11 protein-coding genes are annotated in these 15,023 nt (G+C 57.7%); 7 read left to right on the top strand and 4 right to left on the bottom strand.

The window, feature by feature from the left end; genetic code table 11:
• Positions 1-19: 19 nt before the first annotated feature.
• Complete coding sequence (locus SADFL11_RS23970) at positions 20-874, bottom strand: phosphotransferase (protein ID WP_040450888.1); 855 nt, start codon at positions 872-874, stop codon at positions 20-22.
• Positions 875-973: 99 nt separating this feature from the next.
• Here SADFL11_RS23970 and SADFL11_RS23965 point away from each other — a divergent pair, with 99 nt between their 5' ends.
• From SADFL11_RS23965 to SADFL11_RS25500, 5 genes are all read left to right on the top strand, one after another.
• Positions 974-1,273: an Rdx family protein gene (locus tag SADFL11_RS23965; protein WP_040450889.1), complete on the top strand. Its 300-nt coding sequence runs from the start codon at positions 974-976 to the stop codon at positions 1,271-1,273.
• Positions 1,274-1,410: 137 nt separating this feature from the next.
• Positions 1,411-3,873: a methyl-accepting chemotaxis protein gene (locus SADFL11_RS23960; RefSeq protein ID WP_134853125.1), complete on the top strand. Its 2,463-nt coding sequence runs from the start codon at positions 1,411-1,413 to the stop codon at positions 3,871-3,873.
• Positions 3,874-4,140: 267 nt separating this feature from the next.
• The gene (gene betC, locus SADFL11_RS23955) at positions 4,141-5,658 is read left to right on the top strand and encodes a choline-sulfatase (protein ID WP_008193978.1); all 1,518 of its coding nucleotides are present in this window, start codon (positions 4,141-4,143) and stop codon (positions 5,656-5,658) included.
• A 113-nt stretch (positions 5,659-5,771) separates the two neighbouring features.
• Positions 5,772-8,921, top strand: a complete 3,150-nt coding sequence (uvrB, locus tag SADFL11_RS23950; RefSeq protein ID WP_008195676.1) for an excinuclease ABC subunit UvrB — start codon at positions 5,772-5,774, stop codon at positions 8,919-8,921.
• Between the two features lie 888 nt (positions 8,922-9,809).
• Complete coding sequence (locus SADFL11_RS25500; RefSeq protein ID WP_008189485.1) at positions 9,810-9,980, top strand: hypothetical protein; 171 nt, start codon at positions 9,810-9,812, stop codon at positions 9,978-9,980.
• 469 nt (positions 9,981-10,449) lie between these two features.
• On the opposite strand, the gene SADFL11_RS23945 is transcribed toward SADFL11_RS25500, so the two are convergent.
• Both SADFL11_RS23945 and SADFL11_RS23940 read right to left on the bottom strand, forming a co-directional pair.
• Positions 10,450-10,659: a hypothetical protein gene (locus SADFL11_RS23945; protein WP_040450891.1), complete on the bottom strand. Its 210-nt coding sequence runs from the start codon at positions 10,657-10,659 to the stop codon at positions 10,450-10,452.
• Positions 10,660-10,780: 121 nt separating this feature from the next.
• Positions 10,781-10,990 (bottom strand): cold-shock protein, encoded by a 210-nt coding sequence (locus SADFL11_RS23940; RefSeq protein WP_008192268.1) that lies wholly within the window; start codon positions 10,988-10,990, stop codon positions 10,781-10,783.
• Between the two features lie 490 nt (positions 10,991-11,480).
• On the opposite strand from SADFL11_RS23940, the gene SADFL11_RS23935 reads away from it, so the two are divergent.
• Positions 11,481-12,632, top strand: coding sequence for a trypsin-like serine protease (locus SADFL11_RS23935; protein WP_008191753.1), 1,152 nt, complete (start codon positions 11,481-11,483; stop codon positions 12,630-12,632).
• Positions 12,633-12,910: 278 nt separating this feature from the next.
• Positions 12,911-14,383 (top strand): coiled-coil domain-containing protein, encoded by a 1,473-nt coding sequence (locus SADFL11_RS23930; protein WP_008189393.1) that lies wholly within the window; start codon positions 12,911-12,913, stop codon positions 14,381-14,383.
• A gap of 88 nt (positions 14,384-14,471) precedes the next feature.
• On the opposite strand, the gene clpS is transcribed toward SADFL11_RS23930, so the two are convergent.
• Positions 14,472-14,774 (bottom strand): ATP-dependent Clp protease adapter ClpS, encoded by a 303-nt coding sequence (clpS, locus tag SADFL11_RS23925; RefSeq protein ID WP_040450892.1) that lies wholly within the window; start codon positions 14,772-14,774, stop codon positions 14,472-14,474.
• Positions 14,775-15,023: the final 249 nt, after the last annotated feature.

Raw genomic sequence — 15,023 nt, 5'->3', positions numbered from 1 at the left:
GTGACGTCGTATACGTCTCCTATACCGGTTTCTGTTTCAGGGCACGGGCCGCGCGTTCAAGAGCAAAGGGTCCGAATGTCGCCGGGTCACGCCTGTCAATAAGCTGAACAACCGCCCATAGAGCTGAAATGGCGTCACACCGCGCTTTCATGGCCTCCAAAGCGGCCCGGTTAATGTGTTGGTGTTGTCCGGATTCGTAAGCATTCAAAAACCGCCGCTCATCATCCGCATCAAATCCGATTTCCTGGATGGCATAAGCAAGATCCCAACAAGGGTCCGCCATGCCGGAAAATTCCCAATCGATCAGCCACAGACGGTTGTTGGCCAGCAGGCAGTTGCCTTCAGACAAGTCTCCATGGCTCGGCACCAGCACCGGTTGGTTTTGCACCCCCACATCTGCCATCAGCCGTTCGAGCTTAGGGACGATCGCCGAAACATCCTTCGACAGCGACATTTCTGGATAGCTATCAAGTGCCTCAGAGATCCGTTTCCGAAGCGCCGCATATGTCTTGTGCGGATTGATCTCCCCCTCAAACCGCAGCTTTGAATTATGGAGCCGGGCGAGCTCTTGTCCAAGCTTGTCCGGAAAGTCTGTTTTCCCGGCCAGCCTGGTTTCAAGAGCCCGCGTAAGCAATAGTCCGCTGTCTGGATCCATGAACACGGGTGGAACGGCAACGCCCAGATCAGCGGCCAATTGCAAATTGTGGGACTCTGCAAACCGATCAACCAGTGCTTCAGATCCGGCCTGACCGATACGCAGAAAGAACACGCCCTTCTGGGCCGTGATCCGCAAAACCTGATTGCTCAGACCATCCTTCCGCTCTGCAGACAGAACCTCTCCAAGAACAGCCCGGAGGTCCGGATTGCTCTGCATAACCTTATCCAAAACCGTTGATTGGCCGGCTGGTGTCATTATGGAGGAATGTGGCAAGAAGAGCCTTTGACGTCTGACCGTAGAACTGAACGAGGACCCATGCAGGATATCCCCGCGCCCCATATCATCATCACCTATTGCCGCCAATGCAATTGGCTGCTGCGCTCTGCCTGGATGGCGCAGGAAATCCTGTCGACTTTTTCTGAAGAAGTGGGCGCCGTCACCCTCGTTCCCGGCACAGGCGGAACTTTCACCATCAAATGTGACGGCACTCCGGTTTGGAACAGAAAAACCGACGGCGGGTTTCCGGAAGCCAAAATCCTGAAACAACGGCTTCGCGACTTGCTGTGGCCGGACAAGGATCTTGGGCACTCGGACACAACCAGCAGCCGGAAATAGGAAATTCGCGCTTGGGTAGAAACCCGTACACCAGAAAAACTCGTCAAATACGCAGCAAAATTGCGTAAAATTCGGATCTTGTTAAATCCATTCCGGCACACTTGCAGGCGTTTTCAGACTGGACTGGGGCCCGCCCAATGCGCTTGCCGAATATGTCGTTCTTGAACTGGCCGATCAAAACACAACTTCAGATCGGCTTTGGTGCAATGCTCTTGTGCTCCGTCGGTGTTGGTGCCGGCGGATACCTGGCCGCAAGCCAGGTTCAAGAGTCCGTCACGACTTCAAAAGCGGCAAGTGATCTTCTGGGAGATATCCCGCCACTGCTTACAGGCGCAGAAGCATTCGGGCGCAACGGCACTGAGCAGACGGCCAATGTGGTTGAAGCGAGCATCGACAACTTATCTGCAAGCAGCGACGAACTGGCCCGAAACAAACCAGAGGCCGCCCAGCGCCTGACCCTTTCCGTGAGCGAGTTGGAAGAAAGCTTCCGCAACCTGAAAACCACGCGAAGCGCGCGTGATGAAGCAATTGCAAATCTTGATGTTTTGACATCTGGCTTGGTCGAAACGACCAACGAGGTGTTTGAACAGTACAAGGCGCTGGAAGCTTACCGCCTTGGTCTTGCTCTCAACAACGAAGGCAAGATGAACAACCTTTCCAAGGTCGCCCCGCGTCTTGCGGACATGCGGATCGCCGCGATCGTTCTGGCGCAGGAAACCAAAGCCTTTGTCAACGCACCGGACAAGGCAAACGCCAAAGCCCTTTCTGAGCGTGTCAAGGCGCTGGACAAGGACGCAAAAGCTGTCCGGCGTACAGTGAAGACAAAAACGCTCAGAGCCTCCGTCAAGGATCTCACCAAGGCGGGCAAAGCGTTTGAAAAACAAATCAAAGCGCACCTAAAGGCTGGTGCCAGCGACGGGACCGCAGCGGTTTGGTCGGAAACCTTCCAGCCGGCTGTTGAACAACTCGTCGGCCTGACAACAACCATCATTACAGAAGCTGAAGCTCCGATTGAGGAGCTGACAGCGGAATTGCGTGGATTCGACAAAGCAACCGCGGACATCGCGCTCCTCTCCAATTTCACGCAAGGCGTGGCCCGCAATGTCCTTGGCGTGCGCAGTGCATATGCGGAGTACCTGACCACGTCCTCAGAAGCATCGAGTGCCGCCTTCCAGACTTATCTCGGCGAAACCGAAACCCAGCTGGACGCTCTGGAAGGCATTCGCCAGTCATCCCTTCAATCCACATCTGACAAGGCCTTTCTGGATCTTTTGAACGGGCCTTTGAACACGCTTGTGACAGCCGGAGGTGAAGCGCTGCCGGTCCTGCGCTCAACCTTTGCGGATGTCGTCACGAACAGCGATGCACAGAAGGCCGGGCAAGCCCAATTTGCAACTGCAGCTTCGGCGCTGAGCGAACAGGCAAGCACCATAAGCCGCGCCGCGGGCCTGACCGCCGTCTCCTCCGCCGCCACCGCCCGGACACAGATTTCCGTCGCCTTGCTGGTGGCATTGGTCATTGGCGTTGGTTTTGTCGTGCTCTTGTCAGGCGCCATCATTCGTCCGCTCCGGTCCCTCACCAACGCCATGCGCCAATTGCAAGAGGGTCAAACCGACCTCGACCTGGCCGCCAATAGCCGAAAAGACGAAATCGGAGACATGGCCCGCGCGGTCGGCACATTCCGGGATCGCGAAGTGGAGCGTGTCGCACTGGAGCAACAGACCCAGCGCGATGCAGAAACCGCGCTCAAACGCCAGCAGTCTGTCGATGCACTGGTTACCGAGTTCAGAGCTGATATTGAAGCCGCCCTGACCTCCGTCAATGGCAACATGCGGCAGCTCGAAGACACGGCCGAACATCTTACTGGTATTGCCCGCTCGACAACGGACAAAAGCGAAAACGTCAGCCATGCCTCAAGCCAGGCAAGTGACAACGTCCAGACGATTGCGGCTGCAACGGAGGAACTTTCAGCCTCCGTCCAAGAAGCCGGGCGGCAAGTCAACGCCACCCTCGGCCGAGTTGAAGACGTGACCCAAGCGACCCGGACGTCCAATGATCAGATCAAGGGATTGTCGGCCGCAGCTGAACGGATCGGTGCCGTGATCCAACTCATTCAGGATATTGCGGAACAAACCAACCTTCTGGCTCTCAACGCGACAATTGAAGCCGCACGCGCCGGCGATGCAGGCAAAGGCTTTGCCGTGGTCGCCGCGGAAGTCAAAGAACTGGCGACGCAGACGTCGAAGGCAACCGATGAGATTTCCGGTCAGGTCTCGGAAATCCAAGGTTCCACAGAAGCCGTCGTGGCAGCGATTACAGAAATCATGACCATGATGGACGAGGTCAACGAAACCGCAGCTGCCATGGCAGCATCCGTCGAGCAGCAGGCTGGTGCCACTTCCGAGATCTCTTCCGGAGTGACACAGGCAGCCGGTCAAACGGCCAGCGTTTCGGAAACAATCGGAGATCTTTCCCGCGGCTCCGGTGAAACCAGCCAGTCCGCCGCACAGGTTGAATCCATCGCGGATGAGGCCACTCGGGAACTCGATGGTGTCACTCAACGGATTGACAGGTTCCTCAAGGACGTCGCAGCGGCTTGATAGCCTGCGCAAATATATCTTTAACTCCCGCATCGCCGGAAGCGCAACGCTCTGCAAATCGGGCAAACAATAGGAGAGGTGGTAAAAACATCCTCCGTTCCGACACGAAATTCTATCATTTCTGAGCGGGCACCGCTCTCTCATCAGATGCTGGATCTCGCTTCGCCGAGTCCAAATGACACAAACACCGGTCGGATTTGATTGATCGCTCAATCAAAATAACGGACAAGTTTCTTTCATGACCTTTCGTAAGCTCGGAGAAACAATATGGCCGAACAGAAAAACATCCTGATATTGATGGTCGATCAGCTGAACGGCACCTTGTTTCCCGACGGGCCGGCGGATTTCCTGCACGCTCCAAATCTGAAGGCACTTGCCGAGCGTTCTGTCCGGTTTCAAAACAGCTACACGGCCTCTCCGCTGTGCGCCCCGGGGCGGGCCAGTTTCATGTCCGGTCAGTTGCCGCGCAGGACCGGTGTTTATGACAACGCCGCAGAGTTTGCATCCGACATTCCGACCTACGCGCACCATCTGCGGCGGGCGGGCTACACCACGTGCCTGTCGGGCAAGATGCACTTCGTCGGACCCGACCAAATGCACGGCTTCGAGGAGCGTCTGACCACCGACATCTACCCGGCCGATTTCGGCTGGACACCGGATTACCGCAAACCGGGAGAGCGGATTGACTGGTGGTATCACAACATGGGGTCCGTCACCGGCGCCGGCGTTTCGGAAATCTCCAACCAGATGGAGTATGACGACGACGTCGCCTTTCAGGCGATACGCAAGATCTATGATTACGGCCGCGGCAAATACGACCGCCCTTTCTGCCTGACGGTCAGTTTCACCCATCCGCATGACCCTTATGTCGCCCGCAAGAAATACTGGGATCTCTATGAGGACTGCGATCAGCTGTTGCCGGAGGTTCCGGCCAAGGCTTATGAGGATCACGATCCGCATTCCAAACGGATCTTCGATGCCAATGATTGGCGCAGCTTTAACATTACCAAAGATGACATCCACCGCTCGCGCCGGGCCTATTTCGCCAACATCTCTTATCTCGATGACAAGATTGGCGAAATCCTGGCAGCCCTTGAGGCCATGGATCTGGCGGACGACACCACAATCCTTTTCGTTTCCGATCACGGCGATATGCTCGGCGAGCGCGGCCTGTGGTTCAAGATGACCTTCTTCGAAGGGTCTTCCCGTGTGCCCTTGATGATCTGCGACAAGGACCTGTCACCCCATCTGGAAACCGCCCCCGTCAGCACCCTCGATGTCCTGCCGACGGTCTGCGATCTCGCCGGCATCGACATGAGCGAGATCATGCCCTGGACGGACGGCACCAGCCTTGTCCCATTGGCCAAAGGCGCGGCTCGGGCCGAACCGGTACTCATGGAATACGCCGCCGAAGCCTCCTACGCGCCTCTGGTCGGCATCCGGGAGGGGAATTGGAAATACATCCATTGCGACCTCGATCCGCCCCAGTTGTTCAACCTCGCGGACGACCCCAACGAACAGACCAATCTGGCCGATGATCCGACCCATGCAGAGGTCGCTGCGTCGTTCGCAACAAAGATCGGAGAAAAGTGGGACATGTCCGCCTTTGACGCCGAGGTCCGCCAATCGCAAGCCCGCCGCTGGATCGTCTACGAAGCCCTGCGCAACGGCGCCTATTTCCCCTGGGACTACCAGCCCCTCCAAAAAGCCTCAGAGCGCTACATGCGCAACCACATGGACCTCAACGAAGTCGAAGACGGCCAGCGGTATCCAAGGGGTGAGTGAGGGCGGCTTCCTGACACCCTTCTGTCAGGAGACTGGCAAGAAGTCTGAGAAACTGGAACAAAGCCGCAACGCAGGGGTTTTCTCGGCCGGAGAGTCGGACCATATTGCAGCCCATGAGCAAACGTCCCCCGAAATCCTCCGCTGAAGATCCGACAACGCCTGCCCCGCAAACGCCGGACGGTTTCGGCGAAGCGCCCCAAAAACCTCTGTCCGGCGCGCCCCTGTCCGGGTCGATATCCGACTGGGCAGCTGAGATTGCCGAGGAAGCAGAGAAGCCGACGCCCCCCTCCAAATCCAAGATCAAGGACCCGTCGAAGCTCGCAGAGCTGGCACCTGGCGCGCCCGGCTCGTCCACGCGCACGGCCCGGACTTCCTCGAAGGAGCGCGAGCGGGCCGGAGGGGACGGGTCTGTTACCGCCAATGTCGAAGAAGGCCGCAAGGCGAAGCTGTCGCCCAAGGGCGCGAAGGCACGTGGGACATATCCGGAGCCAAGCGAAGGCAAGGCCGACGGGCCGTCGTCCGGTCAGGACGCGCCCGCGCAGGCCAGCGCTAAAGCGCGTCGGGCCGCGAGCGCAAAAAAGGAGAAACCAGCCAAATCCGCGCGCGGAACAAGTATGGGCAAGGCGGACACGGCGCGCGAGCGGGCTGCCGGGGGTCTCAATCCGGTGGCCGGGCTGGACATGTCGCTGGAGGAGGCCGAGGAACTCGAGGCCAAACTCAAGCAGCACAAAAAGGACAACAAAAAGAAATCCGCCGCCGATGGCCGCTATGGCGAGCTCGGCGGCAAGCAGGGCGCAACCGCGACCGTCGAGGCCCTGTCGGCCCTGATCGAAAGCGGCAACCCGCTGCACAAGAATGGCGAACTCTGGGTGCCACACCGGCCGGACCGGCCGGAAAAATCCGAAGGCGGCGTCCCGATCAACCTGGCCTCCGAGTACGAGCCGAAGGGCGACCAGCCAACCGCGATTGCCGAACTTGTGGGTGGCATCACGTCCGGCGAGCAGACCCAGGTGCTGCTCGGGGTCACCGGCTCGGGCAAGACCTACACCATGGCGCAGGTCATCCAGCGCACCCAGCGCCCGGCCTTGATCTTGGCGCCGAACAAGACGCTGGCGGCCCAGCTTTACGGCGAGTTCAAGAGCTTCTTCCCGGACAACGCGGTCGAGTATTTCGTCTCCTACTACGACTATTATCAGCCGGAGGCCTACGTCCCGCGCACCGACACCTATATCGAGAAGGAAAGCTCGATCAACGAGCAGATCGACCGGATGCGCCACTCTGCCACCCGCGCGCTGCTGGAACGCGATGACGTCATCATCGTCGCTTCCGTCTCCTGCATCTACGGTATCGGCTCGGTCGAGACCTATACGGCGATGACCTTTGCCATTGAGGTCGGCGAGCGCATCGACCAGCGCCAGCTGATCGCCGATCTGGTCGCCCTGCAGTACAAGCGCAACGATGCCGCGTTCCAGCGCGGCACCTTTCGCGTCCGCGGAGACACGATTGAACTCTTTCCAGCGCACTATGAGGACCGGGCGTGGCGGATTTCCCTGTTCGGCGACGAGATCGAACAGATCACCGAGTTCGATCCGCTAACGGGCAAGAAATCCGGCGACATGAAGTCGGTGAAGATCTACGCCAACTCGCACTATGTCACACCGAAGCCCACCCTTCAGCAGGCAACCAAGTCGATCAAGGCCGAACTGAAAGGCCGTCTGGAAGAGCTGAACGCCCATGGCCGCCTGCTGGAAGCCCAGCGGCTGGAACAGCGCACGATCTTCGATCTGGAAATGCTGGAGGCGACCGGGTCCTGCGCGGGCATCGAAAACTATTCACGTTACTTGACCGGGCGCAAGCCGGGCGAACCGCCCCCCACCCTGTTCGAATATCTACCGGACAACGCCCTCGTCTTCGCCGACGAGAGCCACGTGACCATTCCGCAGATCGGCGCCATGTACCGGGGCGACTTCAGGCGCAAGGCGACGCTGGCCGAATACGGCTTCCGCCTGCCGTCCTGCATGGACAACCGGCCGCTGCGCTTTGAGGAATGGAACGCCATGCGGCCGCAATCCGTTGCGGTGTCGGCGACGCCCGGCTCGTGGGAGATGGAAGAGGCGGGCGGCGTCTTCGCCGAACAGGTTATCCGCCCGACCGGCCTGATCGATCCGCCGGTGGAAATCCGGCCTGCCGGCAGCCAGGTCGACGATCTTCTGGGCGAAGTCCGCGAAGTCGCCCAGAAGGGCTACCGCACGCTGGTCACCACGCTTACCAAGCGCATGGCCGAGGACCTGACCGAATATCTCCACGAAAACGGCGTTCGTGTGCGCTACATGCACTCCGACATCGACACGCTGGAGCGCATCGAGATCCTGCGCGACCTGCGTCTGGGCGCCTTCGACGTGCTGGTCGGCATCAACTTGCTGCGCGAGGGCCTCGACATTCCCGAATGCGCGCTGGTTGCGATCCTGGATGCAGACAAGGAAGGCTTTCTGCGCTCCGAGACCTCGCTGATCCAGACCATCGGCCGCGCGGCCCGGAACGTGGACGGCAAGGTCATCCTCTACGCTGACAACATGACCGGCTCCATGGAGCGGGCGATTGCCGAGACCAACCGCCGCCGCGACAAGCAGCTCGCCTACAATACAGAGCACGGCATCACGCCGGAAAGCGTCAAGCGCTCCATCGGCGACATCATGCAAAGCGTCTACGAGCAGGACCATGTTACGGTCGATGCCGGGTTCGCCGAGGAAGGCTCGCTGGTCGGCCACAATCTTGCAGCGCATATCTCGGATCTGGAAAAACAGATGCGCGATGCCGCCGCCGATCTCGATTTTGAGACGGCCGCCCGCCTGCGCGACGAGGTCAAGCGCCTGCAGGAAACCGAACTGGCCGTCGCCGACGACGCCATGGCCCGGCAATCCAATGTCGACCAAAAAACCGGCGGCTACCAGGGCGACAAGAAATTCGGCGCCGGCGGCACCAAGGAAGGCGCCTCCGGCAAGAAGAAGGAAACGGCGAAGGACCGAGCAGCCAAAGCCAAATCAAAGGTTCACAAGCCGAGCCTCGACGAAATGACCGTCGGCCGCACGGAAGTCCCACAGACCAAAGGGCCTCTGCCGCAAAAACCAACGCCGATTGTTCAAGCCGAAGACGCCCCGCATCTTTCCCCGCGCGGCAAGATCGGCGCTGGGTCTTATGAAGATCCGGCAGACGAAAAGAAGCGGCGGGGAAGACCGAAGAAGAGTGGGCGGCCGGGGCGGTAGCATACCTCTCAGCGATCATCCCCGCCTTGTGCGGGGATCCAATCCACCGCTCGGCATTGGCCAGAGCATCGAGCGTTTTTATTGAAACTCCCGCTGATCTAGAGAACAGCTTGAGGGTCGGCCGGGCCGCTGCGCAGTCTCCCTTTCTCAGCCCTCAGGTTCCAATGGATCCCCGCGCATGTAAATTTCACGGGGCGGGTATGACGCCGGTGGGTTGGGTTTTGGCCGCACATTATCTTAGCTTCTCTGGAAACGAGTAGGACCCGGATCGGGTCCGGGGTGATGGTAGAGAGTGTGGCCGGGCGGTGCCTATCCATTGTCGTTCTACGGATATGGGGACCCGGAAACTCGCTCCACAGTGACGGCTGGGCGTGTGGCAAGGCCTCGCCACCCACTCCGGCATCCTCGGGCGTGACCCGAGGATCCATGCGGTTCATTCGTCACAAGCACTGCTGATCGGGTGAGCACCTCACCGCTTGGATCCCCGATCAAGTCGGGGATGACGGCAGAGGATGTGGCGAGGACGTGCCTTCTACGCCGTCCCGGCCTCCGAGCCGGGACCAAGGGGAAGGCCCTCTGGATCGGGTCGCGGACAAGCTACCCAGGTCAGAGACCAACGCTAGTGAAACAGGTCCCGGATCAAGTCCGGGACGGCAAGTGCGATCCCTCCTGACACAAAGAAATCTTATCCACGCCTCTTGCCCCTGCCCGTATACTTCTTGCGTGCCGGCTCACTTGGGCTTTCCGGGGGACCGTCCCGCAGAAGGGAGCAGGCCGGGCCGGTCTGGGCCGGCGGGGTAGATCAGCGGGCGTTAAATCGCGATCGATTGAACACCCAAAGCTGATCGCTTCTAAAGTGGCCAAGCATCTTTGGGCGTTTTCAACAAAATGCCCGATGCTCTAGCGATCCGCGCACCGGACAAGGATCCGGGCGAGACGGCGGCAGGCAGTTGCCGCCGCGCCTCAAAAACGCCGGCGACTGTGGAGGGCTCATCACTGAACCTGAAGTTCGTCTCAGTTTCCAGCCTGCTCAGAACAAACTTCAGCTTCAAAAAGTGACAAGCAAGCATATGTTTCTAATGTGGTTTTCGAATTTGAGATTCGCTACGGAAGACGCCAACTTGATAAGGCGAATTTCAAATTCACCAAACTAGGTGCTCACCTGACACGGGAACACGAGACAATTCTCCCGCTGGTCCGTTGAAGAGCAAGCCAGATCCTCCTGAAGGCCCGGGCGGGGCGGACCAGCCTTTGCCGGACAAACGTATTTTTACATCTGCTGCGCAGGCAAGGCCTGACACGCCTCGCCACTCCTGTGACCAACGGCAAGCATCTTGAGCAAAACGCCGGAGGAACATCTCGCGGCGGGCTTTTTGTTGCAGGGCTATATTGCCGGAAAAACTCAGCAGATCGACCGGCCAAAACCAAGAACGCATGTGGGATCTGCGCGGCACCGTCTCTGCCGCGATGCCCCCAAGCCAACCTCTTCTGATCAGACGGTGGTAAGCCGCAGACAGACAGCCGCTGTCTATTTCCCCTTCGGCTTGCTGCCAGCTTCTGCCAGCCGGCTGACTTCCTGTTCAAGGCGGGCCTTCTTCAATTTTTCGGTCTTGATCCGGCGAGCTTCGGTTTCAGCATGCGCCAAATCCTGCGCTGCCTTTTTGGTGATTTCGGCTTTGGTCACCGGTGTCTGCGGGACCGCCTTGAAAAGGCTGTCCTTGTCCATTCGCTTTGGCATGTTTCCCGGATCCTTCCGGTGCGAGAAAACAAAAAGGCCGGAGCAAGAATGCTCCGGCCTTCAATGGTCTTATCAGGGTCGCGCCGCGGGTCCCGTGGACGCACCGCACGATCAGAACTTATCAGGCAGCGGACAGGTTGTCGGCTGCAGACTTGCCGGAGCGGCGGTCCTGAACAACTTCGAAGCTGACCTTGTCACCTTCGTTCAAAGTTGCCAAGCCGGCGCGCTCAACAGCGGAGATGTGGACGAACACGTCGTTGCTGCCATCTTCCGGCTGAATGAAGCCGTAGCCTTTGGTGGAGTTGAAGAATTTAACTGTACCGATGGTCATAACGATGCCCTTTCAATCGGTCATAGAAGAATGCCCGTTCCACAATGCGCGGTCCGTGCGTGAAGTCGACGTTGAGAGGGAAGATCGTTCAGTTCACAGTCGCCTGCGCAGATACAAAGTTCGTCAGCAATATCGATAACAGTTTCTATAGCGGAGAATTGCGGTTTAATAAAGGCAAAAACGGCGTGCACCTCAACTATTTGCATCGGGCCGGACAATCTGGGGAAATTTGCCCAGGGCACATGGTCTGACGCAAATCCAATCCGGTTGACGTTTACGATCATGTGAACGGCCAAAAAAACGCCCCTGAACAGATCCCGCAACGTAAAAACTGTGTTTCAGATTACAGCGATTGTTAACACCCGCGCTATACTCAGTAAAAGACACGCGCAGGCGCGGGCATGACGCCCTCATCGGGAAGAAAAGACGCGTTGCCGGGTTCATACAACGGTGCAACCCGAACCATCAGCAGACTTAACCGGACCAAGACATGTCATTTGAAGCGAACGACGACAGTTATCCAGGACAGGCCGTTGCCTTTATTGTCGCCACCTGGGGCAGCCAGTCTTTTGTCAGTTCCGGTGTTCTTGTCGGGCGCAACGACGTTCTCACCGCCAGCCACTCCATCTACGACACGACGCTCGGCGGATTGGCGGATGAGGTGAAGATCTATTTCTCCTACGACCCGGATGAGTCCAATCCGACCTTCTATACGCCCGCCTATTACAACTATTATACCGATTTCGACCCCGATAATGACGGGCTGATCTACAGCGGCGACAATCAGGCCTTTACGCTCGGCGGGGCGGAGAAAGATATCGCTCTCCTCTCTCTCAGCGAGGCTGCTGGCGATATCTATGGCTGGTTCGGGATCAACTACAGCTACACGGGCGGAAATGTCAGCGTGTTCGGATTTCCGGGGCGCTACGATAACAACCTGACCTTCGACAGCGGCTATGCCTACAAGGATGTCGTCGACAACTATGTCGACACCGGTTTCCTGGAAATCAATTCAGGCAACAGTGGCGGTCCGATCTTCACCGGCAGCGGCAGCGACGTCAGTGTGGTCGGCATTGTCTCGACCAGCGCGGCCGCGGCGTCGGTTGCCGGGCACGAAAACTGGCTGACATCCAACATCGCCAGCAACGACGTTTACATGGACACAACGACGACAACGACGCCGGTCGTGACCACCGTTGAGAATGCAATCTACCGATTTTTTAACACAGACACCGGGACGCATTTCTATACCGCCAGCTCAGCGGAACGGGATACTGTCATCGCCAACGCGTCCTCCTTCTCTTACGAAGGGGTGGCATTTCTGTCCGCAAACTCCAGCACGGACCTGTCCAGCCTTGTAAACGTCTACCGCTTTTACAACACCCAGACCGGAACGCACTTTTACACATCGAGCGAAGCCGAACGGGAAGACGTCACCAACAATAATGCAGCCTTTGTCTACGAGGGAATTGCATATCAGGCCTATGCTGGTGATACGGCAAGCAGCACTGCGCTGTACCGGTTCTTCAACACCGAGACCGGCAACCATTTCTACACTGCGGTTGATGCAGAAAGAGACAGCGTCCAGACGATGGGTCAGTTCAGTTACGAAGGCATCGCCTACTACGTCGACATTGCCTGACGATCGGCGGCCTATGTAACTCTCCTTTATTTTGGCGGTGGCCTCTCGCGCTTTTCGCCCGAAATGCAAGGCGCAGCCTTGTGCGTTCGCATGTTAACCATTCGAGAACTTTGGCTAAAATGCCGGGGATATCCTTCTTTTTAAGGTAACACTGACCGGTGTAATGTGGGCTTCACCGTCTGAGTCGTTGTACGGCCCCTCCAATTGGGTTAAAAAAGGCTTAATGTATTGCGTATCCCGCGAGACCAATGACGTTCGCGGCACTTCAGGAGCACGGAATGGGCATTTTCTCGAAATCCTCGCGCCCCGGCGAAGGCCTGGACCAGAAGATCGAGACCGTAACGGAACAGATATCGGAGCAGGACACGTCTTCCAACGTGGAACAGCTGTCGCCGTTCGCCTTGAGAATGCAGGAAAAGATGAACCAGCTGGATGGCCTGAAAGGCCGTGTTGGCGGGCTCACCCAGACCTTTGACCAGATGGCCGCGTTCGCTGCGGAAAGCCAGACCAGCATCCGCATGATGGCTGAATACATCGAGAGCTCACGCGCCAGCGTTGAGACCGAGGTCCGGCTGAAATCCGAAAACGCCAAAATTTCTACCGACCTTCTGGACGCTGAGCACAAGGTGAAGACGCTCACCACCCAGCTGGAGGACGCACAGGCGGAGGTCCACTCGCTGCGCAAGCGCTCGACGGAGACCCGCACGGCGCTGGAAACGGCTCGGAACGACATCGTCACGATCCGTGACAACAACAAAAAGATCAACGAAGAGTACCGCCAGCAGAGCGCGAAACTGGTCGACGCCAATGCTCAAATTGCGGACCTCTCTGGCAAGCTGAACGATCTCAAAGCCAAGTTTGAGACCCTGGAGAAGCACTCGGAAAGCCTGAGTTCGGATCTTGAGGCCGTCAAGCACCGCGAGAAGGAACTGCAGCAGAATCTCTCCGAGAGCGCCAAGCTGTTGGAAGAGGAAATCCGCAAAAACAACCAGGCATCCAGCGAACTTGAAGCTGCCAAGCGCGAACTGATTGACTTCCGAAACGACAACATAGATCTGAAGTCGCATCTTGATGTCGCCAATCAGGAGCTTGTCTACGCCAAGTCCCGTTTGGAAGAAGAACAGCGCAAACACGACAATGAAGTCTACGCACTGAACGCCGAGATTGAGAACCTCTCCTCGCAGCGCCGGATTGGCGCCCAGTCCTTGCAGGAAATGGCCCGCGAGAATTCGACAATCAAGGAGCGCAACCGCGAACTCGTCAAGCGGATGCAGGAGATCGAGCACCTACTCGACAGTGCTCAGAAAAACCACGAAAAGGACCGCAACGAGCTTATGGCGACAACAGCCAAGCTGCGTGAGGTCAACCTGCGCTACAACTCCACGCTGACCGATTTGAACCACCAGCGGAACCAGAACCAGAAATTCGCCGACAATCTGGAAGATCTGGTCGATGAAAATAAACGCCTGCAGCGGTACAAGATACAGGTCGACACGGCCAATGAACAGATCGCGCAGCTGAAGACCGTTATTGCCAACTACCAGATGGCGATGGAGGGCCGCGGGCCAGCTGAAGAACTTGGTTTGACCGAGAGTTTTGACCCTGCAGCCGACCTTGGAATTACCGACCCGCTTCCCGTCACGGATGAGGACGATGACCTCCTTGAAAGTGCTGCAAAACCGGACGACGGGAATCCCGATGACGACGGCCCGAGCGGCGGCAACGACAAGGTTGTTAAGCTACGGGACTGATAAACAAGACTACTATCGAAAAACCCGGCATTGAGCCGGGTTTTTTGTTGATTTATTTGAAGCAACCCAGCGATCTTGCCGAAGCACTTTACTCGGGTTCAACGCTAAACTGTAGGGGATATCCAAGACGGCCAGCAGCGTCGATCGCACGGGTGGCTTTTGTTTCGGCCACGTCTTTTGGATAAACTGACACGACACACGCGCCTTTCTGATGCGCTGTCAGCATGACGACATCCGCCTGGGCGCTGTCCAACCGGAATTCACCTTTCAAGATGAGCACAACAAACTCACGGGGGGTGTAGTCGTCATTCAGCAAGACCACTTTATAGAGCTTCGGCTTCTCTGTTTTGGTCCGCTTGCTAAGGCGCAACTTCACATCAGAGTCACTCATGAAATTACCTTTTGGATAGTGTCCACCACCGCATCATATGACCGTCAGACCAGTCCAGGCAGAAGGCATGATCTCGCCCGTGTGCACGGAAGACCAAAATCTGGAACTGCTGCGTGCCCAACACACCGCATTCCACAAACTGTCAACAGTCGCGTTTTTTGCTGTCCAAGCACTATAGAACAGTACTTGCAAAAAACAATTGTGAAGCCGAACCCAGCAATCAGGCCACCAAAGAAAAAGGGCCCCACG

Origin of the sequence: Roseibium alexandrii DFL-11 (assembly GCF_000158095.2) — a bacterium.
GTDB classification, from domain to species: domain Bacteria; phylum Pseudomonadota; class Alphaproteobacteria; order Rhizobiales; family Stappiaceae; genus Roseibium; species Roseibium alexandrii.
Note: the sequence above shows the minus strand (reverse complement) of the source record. Positions and strands in the feature narration are given on the sequence as shown.

Excerpts from the sequence above, each read along its gene's own strand:
- SADFL11_RS23970 (WP_040450888.1), bottom strand. The coding sequence starts at position 874 with ATGCAGAGCAATCCGGACCTCCGGGCTGTTCTTGGAGAGGTTCTGTCT.
- SADFL11_RS23965 (WP_040450889.1), top strand. The coding sequence starts at position 974 with ATGCAGGATATCCCCGCGCCCCATATCATCATCACCTATTGCCGCCAA.
- SADFL11_RS23960 (WP_134853125.1), top strand. The coding sequence starts at position 1,411 with ATGCGCTTGCCGAATATGTCGTTCTTGAACTGGCCGATCAAAACACAA.
- betC (WP_008193978.1), top strand. The coding sequence starts at position 4,141 with ATGGCCGAACAGAAAAACATCCTGATATTGATGGTCGATCAGCTGAAC.
- uvrB (WP_008195676.1), top strand. The coding sequence starts at position 5,772 with ATGAGCAAACGTCCCCCGAAATCCTCCGCTGAAGATCCGACAACGCCT.
- SADFL11_RS25500 (WP_008189485.1), top strand. The coding sequence starts at position 9,810 with ATGCCCGATGCTCTAGCGATCCGCGCACCGGACAAGGATCCGGGCGAG.
- SADFL11_RS23945 (WP_040450891.1), bottom strand. The coding sequence starts at position 10,659 with ATGCCAAAGCGAATGGACAAGGACAGCCTTTTCAAGGCGGTCCCGCAG.
- SADFL11_RS23940 (WP_008192268.1), bottom strand. The coding sequence starts at position 10,990 with ATGACCATCGGTACAGTTAAATTCTTCAACTCCACCAAAGGCTACGGC.
- SADFL11_RS23935 (WP_008191753.1), top strand. The coding sequence starts at position 11,481 with ATGTCATTTGAAGCGAACGACGACAGTTATCCAGGACAGGCCGTTGCC.
- SADFL11_RS23930 (WP_008189393.1), top strand. The coding sequence starts at position 12,911 with ATGGGCATTTTCTCGAAATCCTCGCGCCCCGGCGAAGGCCTGGACCAG.
- clpS (WP_040450892.1), bottom strand. The coding sequence starts at position 14,774 with ATGAGTGACTCTGATGTGAAGTTGCGCCTTAGCAAGCGGACCAAAACA.